Consider the following 18,032-nt stretch of genomic DNA (forward strand, 5'->3'; position numbering starts at 1 on the left):
GAGAGCGTACGGCCAATGAGTGAGAAACCGCCGCCGGTCAAGGGGCCGCCCCGCAACACAGCCACCGGCCTCGTCAAGGCGATTCGGCCCCGGCAGTGGGTGAAGAATCTGCTGGTGCTCGCGGCCCCCATCGCGGCCCTGGGCGGCGACGTGGACTACGACTACCGCGAGGTCGCGATCAAGATCCTGATCGCGTTCATCGCGTTCTCGCTGGCCGCGTCGTCGATCTACCTCGTCAACGACGCGCGCGACGTCGAGGCCGACCGCCAGCATCCCACCAAGCGGTTCCGCCCGATCGCCGCAGGCGTCGTCCCCGAGTGGCTGGCCTACACCGCCTCCACGGTGTTGGGCCTTGCGGCGCTGGGCATTTCACTGCTCGCCTCGACCAACCTGACCGTGGTGATCGCGGTGTACATCGCGATGCAGTTGGCGTACTGCTTCGGCCTCAAGCACCAGGCCGTGCTCGACATCTGCATCGTCTCGTCGGCGTACCTGATCCGCGCCATCGCGGGCGGCGCAGCGGCGGGTATCCCGCTGTCGCAATGGTTCTTGTTGGTCATGACGTTCGGCTCGCTGTTCATGGTCGCCGGGAAGCGCTATGCCGAACTGCAACTCGCCGAACGGACCGGGGCCAAGATCCGCAAGTCGCTGGAGAGCTACACGGCGTCCTACCTCCGGTTCGTGTGGACCCTGTCGGCCACCGCGATGGTGCTGTGCTACGGCCTGTGGGCGTTCGAACGCGACGGTTCCACGGCGTCCTGGTACGCGGTCACGATCATCCCGATCACCATCGCGATCCTGCGCTACGCCGTGGACGTGGACGGCGGCATGGCCGGTGAGCCCGAAGAGATCGCGTTGAAGGACCGGGTGCTGCAGTTGCTGCTGCTGGCTTGGATCGGGACCATCGGTGCGGCCGTCTTCCTTAGCTGAGCGACCCGGCCCACTCGCCGCGGACGGCTGGGTCGGCAAGCTCGATCGCCGGATGGCCCGCTGGCCCGCCCTTCGTTACGACACGACCGTTCGGCTGAGCCTGTGGCTGAGCGTGCTGGTGGTCGCCGCACTGTTCGGCTGGGGTGCCTGGCAGCGCCGCTGGATCGCCGACGACGGGTTGATCGTGTTGCGCACGGTTCGGAACCTGTTGGAAGGCAACGGCCCGGTCTTCAACGCCGGCGAACGCGTCGAGGCCAACACCTCGACGGTGTGGACCTATCTGATCTACCTCGGGGGGCTGGTCGGCGGTTCGGTGCGCCTGGAGTACGTGGCGCTCGTCTTCGCACTGGTGCTGAGCGTGCTCGGCGTGGTGCTGGCCATGCTCGGCACCGGGCGGCTCTACGCACCCAGCCTGCAGGGCCGCCGGGCACTGATGCTGCCCGCGGGCGCACTGGTCTACATCGCGGTGCCGCCTGCCCGCGACTTCGCCACCTCGGGACTCGAAAACGGTTTGGTGCTGGCCTATCTCGGTCTGCTGTGGTGGATGATGGTGTGCTGGGCACAGTCGTCGCGCTCCTACAGGGCCGTACCCGCACCGCTGTCCCGCGGTGGCGCCCCGACCATCCGCAGGCAGCCGCTGGCGCAGCAGGCGCCGCCGCAGCCTGCGCGCACCGACACCCGCTTCTTCGACGCCGCACTGGCCTTCGTGGCGGGGCTGTCCGTTCTGGTGCGCCCCGAGTTGGCGTTGATCGGCGGGCTGGCCCTGGTGATGATGCTGATCGCGGCGCGCGACTGGCGCCGGCGCGGGTTCATCGTCCTCGCGGGCGGTCTGGTCCCGGTGGCCTACCAGATCTTCCGAATGGGCTACTACGGCTTGCTGTTTCCGGGCACCGCGCTGGCCAAGGACGCCTCCGGGTCCAAGTGGTCGCAGGGCTTCGTCTACCTGGCCAACTTCAACCAGCCCTATCTGCTGTGGGCGCCTGCGATCCTGCTGGCGGGCCTGGCCGGCGTGGTGTGGGTGACCCGCGGCCGCACCCGGTCGGTGCGCAGCATCAGGTCCTCCGGCGACGGCTGGCTGGCGCGAATGGTGCAGAGCCCGGCCGCCGTGGTGATCTTCTTTCTCCTCAGCGGACTGCTGCAGGCGCTGTACTGGATCCGCCAGGGCGGCGACTTCATGCACGGCAGAGTGCTGCTGACGCCGCTGTTCTGCATGCTGGCGCCCATCGCGGTGATCCCGGTGGTGCTGCCCGACGGCAGACGGATGGCCCGCGGGGCCGGCTGGCTCTTCGTCGGCGCCACCGGTGTGCTGTGGCTCGCGGTCGCGGGATGGGCGCTGTGGGCGGCGAATTCGAGCGGAATGGGCAGCGACGCCACCCGTGTGACCTATTCGGGCATCGTCGACGAGCGTCGGTTCTACGCGCAGGCCACCGGCAACGCGCACCCGTTGACGGCCGCCGACTACCTGGACTATCCGCGCATGCGCGCGGTGTTCGAGGCGATCGACAACACCCCCGACGGCGCGCTGCTGCTGCCGTCGGGCAACTACGACCAGTGGGACGTGGTGCCCGCCCTGCCGCCCCCTCCCGACGCGCCGAAGAACCAAAAAGGCCCGCACACAGTCTTTTTCACCAACCTCGGCATGCTCGGCATGAACGTCGGCCTCGACGTGCGGGTCGTCGACCAGATCGGGCTGGCCAATCCTCTTGCCGCGCACACCGCGCGACTCGAAGACGGCCGGATCGGTCACGACAAGAACCTGTTCCCCGACTGGGCCATCGCCGAGGGGCCGTGGCTGAAGGAACCGCCGTTCATCCCCAGCTATGTCGACGAGGACTGGGTCAAGCAGGCCGAGGCCGCGCTGAAGTGTCCGGCGACCGACGCGATGCTGACGGCGGTGCGCGGGCCGATGGGGCCACGGCGGTTCCTGTCGAACCTGATGCACGCCTATCAGCTGACGCAGTACCGCATCGACCGGGTGCCGCTCTACGAGCTGGCCCGCTGCGGTCTGGAGGTGCCGGCACCGACCAGCGAGCCGTACACCGGCATGCCCGCTGCAGGACCGTGATCGATCTCACACCCGGTAACACCTCGTGTCGTCGGGTCGATAGAGCGGTCGCGCACCGCGCGCCGTGTGGCACAGGTCGGTATGCGACCAGCGACGACACACTTGGAATGGAGGTCTCACACCGAGGTGTGGTTGACTGCACGGGTTACGCGGCAAGCCCGACGGGCGATTCCGCGTGCGGCACACGACAGATGGGATAGAAGAAGCATGAAGTTCGTTGGCAAGATCCGGGGTGCCTGGGTCCGCCGGCTCGCGGGGGCTGCGCTTGCGGCTGCCGTGTTGCCCGGCCTGGTCAGCGCCATCGGAGGCTCGGCGACTGCGGAGGCTTTCTCTCGTCCGGGTCTGCCGGTCGAGTACCTCCAGGTTCCGTCCGCCGGGATGGGACGCAACATTCTGGTGCAATTCCAAAACGGCGGCCCTGATGCGCCGGGTGTCTATCTTCTCGACGGCCTTCGCGCCCGAGACGACTTCAACGGCTGGGACATCGAGACCGCGGCGTTCGAGTGGTACCTCGACTCCGGTCTCGCGGTGATCATGCCGGTCGGCGGCCAGTCCAGCTTCTACAGCGACTGGTACAAGCCGGCCTGCGGCAAGGCGGGTTGCTCCACCTACAAGTGGGAGACGTTCCTGACCCAGGAACTGCCCGCATACCTCGCCGCCAACAAGGGCGTGAACCCCAACCGCAACGCGGCGGTCGGCCTGTCGATGGCCGGCTCGGCCGCTATGACGCTGGCGATCTACTACCCGCAGCAGTTCCAGTACGCGGCGTCGCTGTCGGGCTTCCTGAACCTCTCCGAGGGCTGGTGGCCGATGCTGGTCGGGCTGTCGATGGGTGACGCGGGCGGCTACGAGTCCGAGGACATGTGGGGCCCGTCGAGCGATCCGGCGTGGAAGCGCAACGACCCGATGGTCAACATCGACCGGCTGGTCGCCAACGGCACCCGCATCTGGGTGTTCTGCGGTAACGGCAAGCCCGCCGACATCAACGGCAAGGTCGAGGGCGACAACTTCAACGCGAAGTTCCTCGAGGGCTTCACGCTGAGGACCAACGAGACCTTCCAGGAGCAGTACCTCGCCGCGGGCGGCAAGAACGGCGTGTTCAACTTCCCGCAGAGTGGCACCCACAGCTGGGGCTACTGGGGTCAGCAGCTGCAGCAGATGAAGCCGGACATCCAGCGGGTGCTCGGTGCCACGCCGCAGCCGACGACGCCGATCGCGACGCCGGTGTCGGCCGAGGGCGGTAACTGACCCTCTCGTCAGTAAATACGTTGCAGGCGGCGGCGATCCTTCGGGGTCGCCGCCGTCAGCCGTTTCCGGCACTGCCCGCAACGGAGGTTTTTTGCGCGGCCCGCCGCGGTGGTGTGATTGACTTCTCGCGCGGGGACAGCAGACGAACGTGAGGTGGGTCAGTTGATGCGTGGGTTTGTCCGGACGATCATGACCGTGGCACTGGCCGCAGGCCTATGGACCGCGACAGCGCCGGCGGCGAACGCCCAAGTCGAGATGCTGATGGTGCCCTCGGCGGCCATGGGCCGCGACATCCCCGTCGCCTTTCAGGGCGGTGGGCCGCACGCCGTCGTGCTGCTCGACGCCTTCAACGCCGCCCCCGACGTGAGCAACTGGGTGACCGCGGGCAACGCCATGAACACGCTGGCCGGGCAGGGCATCTCGGTGGCTGCGCCCGCAGGCGGCGCGTGGAGCATGTACACCAACTGGGAACTCGACGGCAGCCGCCAGTGGGAGACCTTCCTGGCGACCGAGCTGCCGAACTGGCTGGCCGCCAACAAGGGCCTCGCGCCGGGCGGGCACGGCATCGTCGGCGCCGCTCAGGGCGGTTACGGTGCGATGGCGATGGCCACCTTCCACCCCGACCGCTACCGCTTCGCCGGATCCCTGTCGGGCTTCCTCGCACCCGAGCGCACCGGTGTCGACGGCGCCATCACCGCCGGGCTGGCGAAGTATGGCGGCGTCGCAACCCGCAACATGTGGGGCATGCCACAGCTGGGCCGCTGGAAGTGGCATTCGCCCAACGTGCACGTCCAACTGCTGGCCGACAACAACACGCGATTGTGGGTGTGGAGCGCGCCGGCAGGCGGGTGCACCGATCCCGCGGCGATGATCGACTACTGCGACATCGCGCAGGGCACCAACCGGGAGTTCTACCAGCACTATCGCGCCGTCGGCGGGCGCAACGGCCACTTCGACTTCCCGGCCGGCGGCAACCACGACTGGGGTTCGTGGAGCGGCCAACTCGCCGCCATGTCCGGCGAGTTGGCGACCACCATCAGGTAGTCAGCGAACGTCGTTTCGCTCACCGGGGACCCGTACGGGCAGCCGGTACCGTGGAAGCGTGCGACGCGCGGTGTGGACAACAGTGGCAGGGCTGCTGCTGATCGGCACGGCCGTCGCTGCGCTGTCCGCCTGCTCCGGCGAGGACGTGATGGCGACCATCGGCATGCCGACCACCGAGTCGGCACCGGCCCACGGCACGTCCGATGCCGCACCGCCGGGACCGCCGCCCGCGGGCGGGCAGTCGAACGCACTTGTCGTCACCGACCGGCAGCGCGGCTACCTCGACGCGCTGACCGCCGCGGGCGTCGAACCGTCCAGCGACCTGCTCGCGTTGAGCATCGGGTCGTACGTGTGTCAGGCGCGCGCCGCCAGACACGACGATCAGGAAGTGTGGGACTCCGTGTACCCGCTGGTGCGCAGCGACGTCACAGACCGGATGGCGCCGCCGGCGCCCGACGTCAACGCGGTGACGTCCGACTACATTCGCATCGCATCCGACCGACTCTGCTAACAGGAGCCCCACCGATCCATGGCCAACACCAGCCGGCGGAAACGCCATCGCATTCTCGCGCTCGTCGCCGCCGGGGCGATGGCGCTCGTTGTGGTGTTGCTCGTCGCCATCATCGTCGTCGTGCTGCGCAAGCCCGAGACACCACCCAGCGCCGTACCGCCGTCGGCGGTGCCGCCGACGGGCACCCAGACGACCAAGAAGCCGCGCCCGGAGTTCCAGGACGCCAGCTGCCCCGACGTGCAACTGCTGTCGATCCCGGGCACGTGGGAGTCGGCCCCGCAGATGGACCCGTTCAACCCCTCGCAGTTCCCGATCGCATTGCTGCTCGGCGTCACCAACCCGGTCCGCGGACAGTTCGGCGACGACCGCCTCGAGGTGTTCACCGTTCCCTACACCGCCCAGTTCCACAACCCGTTCGCCCAGGACGGGCAGATGAGCTACGACGACTCGCGTGCCGAGGGCACCCGCGCGGCGGTCCAGGCCCTCACCGACATGAACAACCGCTGCCCGCTGACCAGTTACGTGCTCGTCGGCTTCTCCCAGGGCGCGGTCATCGCCGGTGACATCGCCAGCGACATCGGCAACGGGCGCGGCCCGGTCGACGAGGATCTCGTGCTGGGCGTGACTTTGATCGCCGACGGCCGCCGTCAGGCAGGCGTCGGCAAGGACGTCGGTCCCAACCCGCCCGGTCAGGGCGCCGAGATCACGCTGGCCGAGGTGCCGATGCTGGACGGCCTGGGCCTGGCGATGACGGGGCCGCGGCCCGGCGGGTTCGGTGCGCTCAACGACCGCGTCAACGAGATCTGCGCGCCCGGCGATCTGATCTGCTCGGCGCCGCCGGAGGCGTTCAACATCGTCAACCTGCCGAAGACCATCGACATCCTCGTCGGCGGTGCGGGACAACCCATCCACGCGATGTACGCCTCGACGGAGTTCTGGAATGTGGACGGGGCGTCGTCGACGCAGTGGACACTGGGTTGGGCGCAGGGTTTGATCGATAACGCCCCGCGGCCGAAACATGGCTGACCTGTGACCGCAGCGATTTGGACTGCGTCAACCGGTCGCCTAACATTAAGAAAAAACTAAGACCAGTTGGGCGAAGGCCGACCGGTACGATCTTCGGGGTTTGGGGTGGTCCCCGGACGTCATGTGCGATCGGCATCAAGACGAGTGTGCCTTTGACAGGAGAGTGAAATGGGGTTCCACAACCCGTTCATCAAGGACGGACTGATCAAGTTTCCCGACAACGGAAGCCTGGTCGGCCGCGTCGAGCGGTGGGCGAAGGTTCGTGGGGACAAGCTCGCCTACCGCTTCATGGACTTCTCGACCGAACGCGACGGTGTCGCGCGCGATCTGCGCTGGGCCGACTTCGGTGCCCGCAACCGCGCCGTCGGCGCCCGCCTGCAGCACGTGACCCAGCCGGGTGACCGCGTGGCGATCCTGTGCCCGCAGAACCTGGAGTACCTCGTCGCGTTCTTCGGCACGCTCTACTCCGGCCGCATCGCCGTGCCGCTGTTCGACCCCAATGAGCCGGGCCACGTCGGGCGGCTGCACGCCGTGCTCGACGACTGCCACCCGTCGGCGATCCTGACCACCACCGAGGCCGCCGAAGGCGTGCGCAAGTTCTTCCGCAGCCGTCCGGCCAACCAGCGTCCCCGGGTGATCGCCGTCGATGCCGTGCCGGACGAGGTCGGGGCCACCTGGGAGCAGGTCGACGTCGACGAGCACACCATCGCCTATCTGCAGTACACGTCGGGATCCACGCGCATCCCCACCGGCGTGCAGATCACCCATCTCAACCTGGCCACCAACGTGGTGCAGGTGATCGAGGCGCTCGACGGCGAGGAGGGCGACCGGGGCGTGTCCTGGCTGCCGTTCTTCCACGACATGGGCCTGATCACGGTGCTCCTCTCGCCGATGATCGGCCACTACGTGACGTTCATGACGCCCGCCGCGTTCGTGCGCAGGCCGGGTCGGTGGATTCGCGAGATGGCGCGCAAGGAGGGCGACACCGGCGGCACCATCTCGGTGGCGCCGAACTTCGCGTTCGACCACGCCGCGACCCGCGGCCTGCCCAAGGACGGCGAGTCGCCGCTGGACCTGTCGAACGTCAAGGCGGTCCTCAACGGCAGCGAGCCGATCTCGGCGGCCACCGTGCGCCGGTTCAACGAGGCGTTCGGTCCGTACGGCTTCCAGCCCAAGGCGATCAAGCCGTCCTACGGTCTGGCCGAGGCGACGCTGTTCGTGTCGACCACGCCGTCCGCCGAGGAGCCCACGATCATCTCGGTCGATCGCGACGAGCTGAACATCGGTCGCTTCGTCCCGGTGCCCGACGATTCCCCGAAGGCGGTGGCGCAGGCCTCGGCCGGCAAGATCGGAGTCGCGGAGTGGGCGGTGATCGTCGACAACGACACCGCCACCGAGCTGCCCGACGGGCAGATCGGCGAGATCTGGATCAGCGGCCAGAACATGGGCACCGGCTACTGGGGTAAGCCCGAGGAGACGATCGCCACCTTCCAGAACATCCTCAAGTCGCGGACCAATCCGTCGCACGCCGAGGGCGCGACCGACGACGCGACGTGGGTGCGCACCGGTGACCTCGGCGCCTACCACGACGGCGAGCTCTACATCACCGGCCGCGTCAAGGATCTGGTGATCATCGACGGCCGCAACCACTACCCGCAGGACCTCGAGTACTCTGCGCAGGAGTCGACCAAAGCGCTGCGCACCGGGTTCGTCGCGGCGTTCTCGGTTCCCGCGAACCAGCTGCCCGACGAGGTGTTCGAGAACGCGCACTCCGGTCTCAAACGCGATCCGGACGACACATCCGAGCAGCTCGTCATCGTGGGCGAGCGCGCGCCGGGCGCCCACAAGCTCGAGATGGGCCCGATCGCCGACGACATCCGCGCCGCGATCGCGGTGCGCCACGGCGTCACCGTGCGCGACGTGCTCCTGACCCCCGCGGGCGCGATCCCGCGCACCTCCAGCGGCAAGATCGGCCGCCGTGCCTGCCGCTCGGCCTACCTCGACGGCAGTCTGCGCAGCGGGAGGGTCGCCAACGCTTTCCCCGACGAGACTGACTGAGACTGAATCGAAAATGGCTGATACGCAGGATAATTCGACTGAAACTGAATCGAACGTCGCCGCCGAGGCGGTACCCCGCGAGCGGGAGGTGCCCCCACCGGAAGTGCAGCTGGCCCCCGAGAAGCCGCTGACCCCGCCGAAGACCGACATGACCGTCGCCGAGATGCGCGCGTGGCTGCGCAACTGGATCGGCAACGCCACCGGCCAGTCGCCCGACTCGGTCAGCGAATCCGCCCCGATGGTCGAGCTCGGCCTTTCCTCGCGCGACGCCGTGGCGATGGCCAGCGACATCGAGGACCTGACCGGGGTCACGTTGACCGCCACGGTCGCGTTCCGCCACCCCACCATCGAGTCGCTGGCGACGGTGATCGTCGAGGGCGAACCGGAACTCGAGATGTCCGACGAGGACGAGGAGTCGTGGAGTCGCGACGACACAGCCTCCAGGGACATCGCCATCGTCGGCCTGGCCACCCGGTTCCCAGGCGATATGAACACCCCCGACGAGACGTGGCGGGCGCTGCTGGAGGGCCGCGACGCGATCACCGATCTGCCGGAGGGCCGCTGGGAGGAGTTCCTCGGCGAACCGCGCATCGCCGAGCGGGTCGCCAAGGCGCGTACCCGGGGCGGCTACCTCACCGACATCAAGGGCTTCGACGCCGAGTTCTTCGCGCTGTCGAAGATGGAAGCCGACAACGTCGACCCGCAGCAGCGGATGGCGCTCGAATTGACCTGGGAGGCACTGGAAAACGCCCGGATCCCGGCGTCGAGCCTGCGCGGTGCCAGCGTCGGCGTCTACATCGGCAGCTCGCTGAACGACTACAGCTTCCTCGCGATGTCGGACCCGTCGATCGCGCACCCGTACGCGATCACCGGCACCGCCAGTTCGATCATTGCCAACCGGGTGTCGTACTTCTACGACTTCCGCGGCCCCTCGGTGGCCATCGACACCGCCTGCTCGAGCTCGCTCGTCGCCGCGCACCAGGGTGTGCAGGCGCTGCGGTCGGGCGAGGCCGACGTGGCGATCGTCGGCGGTGTCAACGCACTGATCACCCCGCTGGTCACGGTCGGTTTCGACGAGGTCGGCGGGGTGCTCGCGCCGGACGGCCGGATCAAGTCGTTCTCGCAAGACGCCGACGGTTACGCCCGCTCCGAGGGTGGCGGCATGCTGGTGCTCAAGCGGGTGGCCGACGCGCGCCGCGACGGCGACGAGATCCTCGCCGTGATCGCGGGCAGCGCGGTCAACCACGACGGCCGCTCCAACGGGCTGCTCGCACCGAACCCCGATGCGCAGGCCGAGGTGCTGCGCAAGGCCTACAGGGACGCCGGCATCAACCCGCGCGTCGTCGACTACATCGAGGCGCACGGCACCGGCACCATCCTCGGCGACCCGATCGAGGCCGACGCGCTCGGCCGCGTCGTCGGCAGGGGCAGGGCCGCCGACAAGCCCGCGCTGCTCGGTGCGATCAAATCCAATGTGGGCCACCTGGAGTCGGCAGCGGGTGCGGCGAGCCTGGCGAAGATGACGCTGGCGCTGCGCAACGACAAGATCCCGCCGTCGATCAACTACACCGGCCCCAACCCGTACATCGACTTCGACGGGGTGCACCTCAAGGTCGCCGACACCGTCACCGACTGGCCGCGTTACAGCGGGCACGCGATCACGGGTGTGTCCGGTTTCGGGTTCGGCGGCGCCAACGCGCACCTGGTGCTGCGCGAGGTGCTGCCGTCCGATCTCGTCGAGCCCGAACCCGACGAACCCGTCGCCGAGGCCACCGCGGCTCCCTCGGAAGCGACCGCCGTTTATGTCGGCGGTGTCCGGATGGACGAGTACGGCGAATTCATCGATGACGACGAGGACGACGACGCGCTGGACCGGCCGGCCGTCGCACTGGACGACGAGCCGGAACTGCCCGGCCTGACCGATGAGGCGCTGCGGCTGCTGGAACTCGCCCGCGAGGAGCTGGAATCCGGCGAGCAACCGACACCGCTTGTGCCGCTGGCGGTTTCGGGATTCCTGACCTCGCGCAAGAAGGCGACCGCGGCGGAGCTGGCCGACTGGATCGACAGCCCCGAGGGCCGCGAGTCGTCGCTCGAGTCCATCGGTCGCGCCCTGTCGCGGCGCAACCACGGCCGGTCGCGCGCGGTGGTGCTGGCCCGCGACCACGACGAGGCCGCCAAGGGTATGCGCGCGGTCGCCGAGGGCAAGCAGCACCCGAGCGTGTTCAGCGCCGACGGCCCGGTGACCAACGGGCCGGTGTGGGTGCTGGCCGGCTTCGGCGCCCAGCACCGCAAGATGGCCAAGAGCCTGTATCTGCGCAACGAGGTCTTCGCCGAGTGGATCAACAAGGTCGATTCGCTGGTGCAGGACGAGCGCGGTTACTCGATCGTCGAGCTGATCCTCGACGACTCGCAGGACTACGGCATCGAGACCACGCAGATCACGATCTTCGGGATCCAGGTCGCGCTCGGCGAGCTGCTCCGCCACCACGGCGCCAAACCCGCTGCGGTGATTGGCCAGTCGCTCGGCGAGGCTGCCGCGGCGTACTTCGCAGGCGGCTTGTCGCTGGCCGACGCGACCAGGACCATCTGCTCGCGCTCGCACCTGATGGGTGAGGGCGAGGCGATGCTGTTCGGCGAGTGGATCCGGTTGATGGCCTTGGTCGAGTACTCGGCCGAGGAGATCGAGACCGTTTTCGCCGACTTCAAGGACCTCGAGGTGTGCGTGTACGCCGCACCGACACAGACGGTCATCGGCGGCCCGCCCGAGCAGGTGGACGCGATCATCGCCCGCGCCGAGTCGGAGGGGAAGTTCGCGCGCAAGTTCCAGACCAAGGGCGCCAGCCACACGTCGCAGATGGACCCGCTGCTGGGCGAGTTGGCCGCCGAACTGGTCGGCATCGAGCCGCATCCGATCACGATCGGCTACTTCTCGACCGTGCACGAGGGCCGCTACCTCCGGCCCGGCGAGACCATCCACGACGTCGACTACTGGAAGAAGGGGCTGCGGCACAGCGTCCACTTCACCCAAGGCATCCGCAACGCCGTCGACAACGGCCACACCACGTTCCTCGAGTTGGCGCCCAATCCCGTTGCGCTGATGCAGGTCGGGTTGACCACGGCGGCTGCTGGGCTGCACGATGCGCAGCTGATCGCGACGCTGGCGCGCAAGCAGGACGAGGTCGACTCGATGACGACCGCGATGGCGCAGCTGTTCGTGCACGGTCACGATCTGGATCTGCGCACGCTGTTCCCGCACCGGTCCAAGGGGTTGGCCGGGGCACTGGACTTCGCCGACATACCGCCGACCCGGTTCCGTCGCAAGCCGCACTGGCTCGACGCGCGGTTCACCGGCGACAGCTCGGTGATGATGCCGGGCAACCACGTCGCGATGCCGGACGGCCGCCACGTCTGGGAATACGCGCCCAAGGGCGAGCCCGACCTGGCCGGTCTCGTGAAGGCCGCTGCGGCGCAGGTGCTTCCGGACGCCAAGCTGGTCGCCTCCGAGCAGCGGGCGGTACCAGGCGAGGGTGCCCGGCTGGTGACCACCCTGACGCGGCACCCCGGCGGGGCCAGCGTGCAGGTGCACGCACGCATCGACGAGTCGTTCACCCTGGTGTACGACGCGGTCGTGAGCCGTAACGGCGCCGTCGGCGCACTGCCGGCCGCCGTCGCGACGGGAGCCGCTGTGACCGAAGAGGTTTCCGCGGTACCCGCAGAGGCCGAGCCCGAGGAAGATGCCGAGATTCTGCAGGACAACCTCACCGCGGGCGCGGGTCTGGCGGCGGGCTTCGCGAAGTGGTCGCCGGATTCCGGCGAGACCATCGGCCAGCGGCTGGGCGCGATCGTCGGCGGTGCCATGGGCTACGAGCCCGAGGACCTGCCGTGGGAGGTGCCGCTGATCGAGCTCGGGCTGGACTCGCTGATGGCCGTGCGAATCAAGAACCGGGTGGAGTACGACTTCGACCTGCCGCCGATCCAGCTGACCGCCGTGCGTGACGCCAACCTGTACGCCGTCGAGAAGCTGATCGCCTACGCGGTCGAGCACCGCGACGAGGTCGACCAGCTCGCCGAGCACCAGAAGTCGAAGACCGCCGAGGAGATCGCGGCCGAGCAGGCCGAGCTCATGGGCGGCGCGTCGACCGTGGCCGAACTGGAGCAGAAGCTGGCCGAGCGGACCGGAGAGTCCCCGCTCACCAGCGCGGGCACCGCGACCGTCAGCGACATCCCCGCGCCGCCGACCGATCCGTCCGGCCCGGCCGCGACATCGGGTCCGTCGCAGTCCACGGTCGCCGCGGCCGCCAAGGCGCTCAGCCAGGAGGCGGTCACCGAGGCGCTGGGCGCCGACGTGCCGCCGCGCGACGCGGCCGAGCGGGTGACGTTCGCGACATGGGCGATCGTCACCGGCAAGTCGCCCGGTGGCATCTTCAACGCGCTGCCCGCTATCGACGACGCCACCGCAGCGAAGATCGCCGAGCGGCTGACCGAGCGGGTCGACGAGGGCACGGTCACCCCCGACGACGTCCGCGGCGCCAAGACGATCGAGGACCTGGCCGTCACCGTCCGGGAGTACCTCGAGGGCGGCAAGGTCGACGGTTTCGTGCGCACCCTCCGGGCCCCCAAGGAAGGCTCGGACCATGTCCCGGTCTTCGTTTTCCACGCCGCGGGCGGATCGACCGTCGTCTACGAGCCGCTGCTGAAGCGCCTGCCGCCGGACACGCCGGTGTACGGCATCGAGCGCGTCGAGGGCTCGATCGAGGAGCGCGCCCGCGAGTACGTGCCGAAGTTGTTGGAGCTCAACGGCGATAGACCGTTCATCCTGGCCGGCTGGTCGCTGGGCGGCGTGCTGGCCTATGCGTGCGCGATCGGGCTGAAGCAGGCCGGCGCCGATGTGCGGTTCGTCGGCCTCATCGACGCAGTGCGCCCGGGCGAGGAGATCCCGCAGACGCAGGAGGAGACCCGCGCCCGCTGGGATCGCTACGCCCGCTTCGCCGAGCGCACATTCAATGTCGAGGTGCCCGAGATCCCCTACGAGGAGCTCGAGAAGCTCGACGACGAGGGCCAGGTGAAGTTCGTCCTGGACGTGGTGAGCCAGAGCGGCGTGCAGATTCCCGGCGGCATCATCGAGCACCAGCGCACGTCGTACCTCGACCAGCGCGCGATCGACACCGCCGAGATCAAGCCCTACGACGGCAAGGTCACGCTGTACATGGCCGACCGCTACCACGACGACGCGATCTACTTCGAGCCGCGCTACGCCACCCGCCGGCCCGACGGCGGCTGGGGCGAGTTCGTCTCCGAACTGGAGGTCGTGCCGATCGGGGGCGAGCACATCCAGGCGATCGACGAGCCGTACATTGCCAAGGTCGGCGCACACATGAGCGAGGCGCTCGCGCGCATCGAGGCCCGCTACGAGGATCAGGAGAAGCAGGCGAAGTGACCGCTGAGCCAGTTCCCGCCCCCCACCCGAAGACCACCGCTCAACAGCTGGCCGAGCTCCGCGAGAAGTTGGAGCTGGCCAAGGAGCCCGGTGGTGAGAAGGCCGTCGCCAAGCGTGAGAAGAAGGGCATCCCGAGCGCCCGTGCCCGCATCCACGCGCTGCTCGACCCGGGCACGTTCCTGGAGATCGGCGCGCTGTGCAAGACGCCCGGCGATCCCAACGCGTTGTTCGGCGACGGTGTGGTGACCGGCCACGGTCAGATCAACGGCAGGCCGGTGGGCGTGTTCAGCCACGACCAGACGGTGTTCCAGGGTTCGGTCGGCGAGATGTTCGGTCGCAAGGTGGCCAAGCTGATGGAATGGGTGGCGATGGTCGGCTGCCCGATCATCGGCATCAACGACTCGGCCGGCGCCCGGATCCAGGACGCCGTGACCTCGCTGGCGTGGTACGCCGAGCTGGGCCGCCGCCACGAGCTGCTGCGCGGCCTGGTGCCCGAGATCTCGATCATCCTCGGCAAATGCGCAGGCGGAGCGGTCTATTCGCCGATCCAGACGGATCTGGTGGTGGCCGTGCGGGACCAGGGCTACATGTTCGTCACCGGCCCGGACGTGATCAAGGACGTCACCGGTGAGGACGTCTCGCTCGACGAGCTCGGCGGGGCGGACGCCCAGGCCCGCTACGGCAACATCCACCAGGTCGTGGAGAGCGAGGCGGCGGCCTTCCAGTACGTGCGCGACTACCTGAGCTTCCTGCCGCCCAACACGTTTGACGACGCACCGATCGTCAACCCCGGGCTGGAGCCCGAGCTCACACCGCACGACTACGAGCTCGACTCGATCGTGCCGGACAGCGACAACATGGCCTACGACATGCACGAGATCCTGTTGCGGATCTTCGACGACGGCGATGTGTTCGAGGTGGCCGAACAGCAGGGGCCTGCGATGATCACCGCGTTCGCGCGGGTCGACGGCAGGCCGGTCGGCGTGCTGGCCAACCAGCCGATGCACCTTTCGGGTTCGATCGACAACGAGGCCTCGGACAAGGCGGCGCGGTTCATCCGGTTCTGCGACTCCTACAACCTGCCTTTGGTTTTCGTCGTCGACACCCCGGGCTTCATGCCCGGCGTCGAGCAGGAGAAGGGCGGCATCATCAAGCGCGGCGGCCGCTTCCTCAACGCCGTCGTCGAGGCCGACGTGCCCAAGGTGACGATCACGATCCGCAAGTCCTACGGCGGCGCGTACGCCGTGATGGGCTCCAAGCAGCTGTCGGCCGACCTGAACTACGCGTGGCCGACGGCGCGCATCGCGGTGATCGGCGCCGAGGGTGCGGCGCAGCTGCTGGTGAAGCGTTTCCCGGATCCGACCGCGCCGGAGGTGCAGAAGATCCGCGCCGACTTCATCGAGGGCTACAACCTCAACATGGCCACGCCGTGGATCGCCGCCGAGCGCGGGTTCATCGACGCGGTGATCCAGCCACACGAGACGCGACTGATGCTGCGCAAGTCGATGAACCTGTTGCGTGACAAGCAGATCACCCGCGTGCAGCGCAAACACGGCCTCACGCCGATTTAATGTTGGTTTTCCGCGAGCGTGGGTGTTTGCTCACGAAACGCCGCGGAAACCGCAGCACTCTGCGCACCTTCGGGACGGTGTCACGGTGCGCATCTTCGCCTCGGTTCTCAGGACGTGGTCGGCTCGGTGCGGTTTGATTGACGACTGTGTCAAACCACTTCACGGGCCTGAGCCTCGGTCCGCCGCTGGGCGATCAACGGCTCGACCTCTGCGATCTGTACGCCTTTCAATCACCCGCCGATCCCACTCGGACGGTGCTGATCCTCAACGCGAATCCGAACGCAGACGCGCTGCACCCCGACGCGATCTACCGGCTGGCCATCGACAACGACGGTGACCTGCGGAACGACATCGCGTTCAGTTATGCCTTCTCGTCCGTGAACGATGGCCGGCAGACCGTCGATGTCTTTCTGGCAACGGGTGAGGAGGCCGAGGAGCCCGAAGCCGTCGGCGAGAAGATCTTCGACGCCGTCGACGTTTCGTTCGGTAAGACTCCCCATATCGCCCTGTCAGGCGATTTCACGTTTTTCGCCGGCGCCCGCAGCGACGCGTTCTTCTTTGATTTCGACGGCATCAAGAACCTGTTCGACATCTCGGGAACGCGGAACTTCACCGCGCCTCACCTCGACGCGCTCGCCGGGAAATCACCATGGACCGGCCGGGATTCCAATACGACGGCCAATGTCTTCTCGACAGTGTTGGAACTTCCGACCGTTTACCTGGGTGCGGACCCCGACGTGCGGATCTGGGGACGATGCAGCCTGCGCCGCGAGGGCAAGCTGGAGCACGTCGACCGGGCCGGTCACCCGTCGGTGAGCAGCTTTTTCAACACCGACGACACCAAGTTGGAGTACAACGCCAGCGAACCCGTCAACGACCGGGAGCGGTGGATCGACCAATTCATTCACCTCATGGGACACACCGGCGACTACACCCGCGCAGAAGCCATCGCGGCGATCGACGACGAGGGCATCCTGCCCGACATGCTCACCTTCGACCCGTCCGAACCCGCCAAGTATCCCAACGGCCGGACCTTCACCGACGATGTCATCGACTACCGACTGGCCTTCCTGACCAAGGGCGAATGCCCGCCCAGCGGTTTGCGCCCGCACGTCGACACCACGAACGAGTTCCCGTACCTGGGCACGCCGCACTGACACCCGGTCCAGCGACGATCAGATCGGCGGGAGCTTCAGCCAGCCCGGCAGGTCGTCGACCTACCATTCGATGACGCGGGTCAGCGTCGAGTCACTGCGCCGGATCCGGTCCACCGCCTCAGGCTAGAGAGCCACGCGCATAACGCACGTCCAGCGTGTCCGGGCGGCTGCCGGGTCGCGTCGATCGCGGACCTTCACAGTCGTCGACCAGCGACTTACGCTTGATGTCATGGAGAGGCAAGTCCTGGTGCGCGCGGTGGCGCTGCTGGGCTCGTGGGCGATCGGATTGCTGGTGGCGGCCTGGGTGGTGCCCGGCGTCTCGGTGACCGTGCCCGCGTTCCTCGTCGCCGTGGTGGTGTTCTCGGTGGGCCAAGCGCTCACTTCGCTGGTCCTTCTCAAATTGCCACACGATTACGCGTCGCTGCTCCTCGGCGGCGCCGGGTTGGCGCTGACGGTTCTCGCGCTGGCGGTCGCCGCCGCTCTGACCCACGGGCTGAGCATCGACGGGTTCGCGTCGTGGTTGACCACGACGCTGGTGGTGTGGCTGGTGACGACCATCGGTGCCATCTCGCTGCCCGCGACCCTGGCCCGGGAGCGTACCGGCACAGCCTGACCGGTACGCCAAGCCGTCCGACCACGGAGGGAGGCGTGATGGGAACCACGCATCACGATCCGACAGATCACCATCGGACCACGCAACCCCACGCCGGCATCACCATGAAGGACAACTTCTACTGGCCCGGGTTGATCCTGCTGGCGCTGTCGGCGGCGGCGTTGATGGCCACGGTCGCCGTCGCTGCATACCAACGCTACGAGTGGATCTACTCGACGGTGCTCATCGCCGTGCTGGGAGCGGTCGCCGGCGCCATGTGGATCGTCGTCGAGAACCGCCGAGTGGTCCGGCTCGAAAACCGGTGGGAAGCCGAGAAGCGCAAGCCGAGCCGCTAGACCCGCACGTCCGCAGCTGCGCGTGGGCCCACGCGAC

Annotated in this window: 12 protein-coding genes; all 12 read left to right on the top strand. The window is 68.1% G+C overall.

What is annotated here, in order from left to right; genetic code table 11:
• The first annotated feature begins 15 nt into the window (after positions 1-15).
• The 12 genes from ABGB19_RS16810 (at position 16) to usfY (ending at position 17,995) form a co-directional block, all read left to right on the top strand.
• Entirely contained in the window at positions 16-930 is a 915-nt protein-coding gene (locus ABGB19_RS16810) for a decaprenyl-phosphate phosphoribosyltransferase (RefSeq protein WP_347687093.1), read from the top strand.
• A 52-nt stretch (positions 931-982) separates the two neighbouring features.
• The gene (zomB, locus tag ABGB19_RS16815) at positions 983-2,995 is read left to right on the top strand and encodes a flagellar motor control protein ZomB (RefSeq protein WP_347687224.1); all 2,013 of its coding nucleotides are present in this window, start codon (positions 983-985) and stop codon (positions 2,993-2,995) included.
• A 207-nt stretch (positions 2,996-3,202) separates the two neighbouring features.
• Positions 3,203-4,243: an alpha/beta hydrolase family protein gene (locus ABGB19_RS16820; protein WP_347687094.1), complete on the top strand. Its 1,041-nt coding sequence runs from the start codon at positions 3,203-3,205 to the stop codon at positions 4,241-4,243.
• A 165-nt stretch (positions 4,244-4,408) separates the two neighbouring features.
• Positions 4,409-5,287 carry an alpha/beta hydrolase family protein gene (locus ABGB19_RS16825; RefSeq protein ID WP_347687095.1) on the top strand — a complete coding sequence of 293 codons (879 nt, stop codon included), beginning with the start codon at positions 4,409-4,411 and terminating at the stop codon, positions 5,285-5,287.
• Between the two features lie 58 nt (positions 5,288-5,345).
• Positions 5,346-5,798: a DUF732 domain-containing protein gene (locus ABGB19_RS16830; protein WP_347687096.1), complete on the top strand. Its 453-nt coding sequence runs from the start codon at positions 5,346-5,348 to the stop codon at positions 5,796-5,798.
• An 18-nt stretch (positions 5,799-5,816) separates the two neighbouring features.
• Complete coding sequence (locus tag ABGB19_RS16835; RefSeq protein ID WP_347687097.1) at positions 5,817-6,824, top strand: cutinase family protein; 1,008 nt, start codon at positions 5,817-5,819, stop codon at positions 6,822-6,824.
• Between the two features lie 168 nt (positions 6,825-6,992).
• Positions 6,993-8,882 carry a long-chain-fatty-acid--AMP ligase FadD32 gene (fadD32, locus tag ABGB19_RS16840; RefSeq protein ID WP_347687098.1) on the top strand — a complete coding sequence of 630 codons (1,890 nt, stop codon included), beginning with the start codon at positions 6,993-6,995 and terminating at the stop codon, positions 8,880-8,882.
• Positions 8,883-9,030: 148 nt separating this feature from the next.
• Positions 9,031-14,319: a polyketide synthase Pks13 gene (pks13, locus tag ABGB19_RS16845; RefSeq protein ID WP_347687225.1), complete on the top strand. Its 5,289-nt coding sequence runs from the start codon at positions 9,031-9,033 to the stop codon at positions 14,317-14,319.
• Positions 14,316-15,890: an acyl-CoA carboxylase subunit beta gene (locus ABGB19_RS16850; RefSeq protein ID WP_347687099.1), complete on the top strand. Its 1,575-nt coding sequence runs from the start codon at positions 14,316-14,318 to the stop codon at positions 15,888-15,890. The genes pks13 and ABGB19_RS16850 overlap by 4 nt, the downstream gene beginning before the upstream one ends.
• Positions 15,891-16,036: 146 nt before the next feature.
• Entirely contained in the window at positions 16,037-17,047 is a 1,011-nt protein-coding gene (locus ABGB19_RS16855; RefSeq protein ID WP_347687226.1) for a DUF4331 family protein, read from the top strand.
• 229 nt (positions 17,048-17,276) lie between these two features.
• Entirely contained in the window at positions 17,277-17,660 is a 384-nt protein-coding gene (locus ABGB19_RS16860) for a phage holin family protein (protein WP_347687100.1), read from the top strand.
• Between the two features lie 38 nt (positions 17,661-17,698).
• The gene (gene usfY, locus ABGB19_RS16865; RefSeq protein ID WP_347687101.1) at positions 17,699-17,995 is read left to right on the top strand and encodes a protein UsfY; all 297 of its coding nucleotides are present in this window, start codon (positions 17,699-17,701) and stop codon (positions 17,993-17,995) included.
• Positions 17,996-18,032 lie beyond the last annotated feature (37 nt).

Origin of the sequence: Mycobacterium sp. B14F4 (assembly GCF_039871645.1) — a bacterium.
GTDB lineage: Bacteria > Actinomycetota > Actinomycetes > Mycobacteriales > Mycobacteriaceae > Mycobacterium.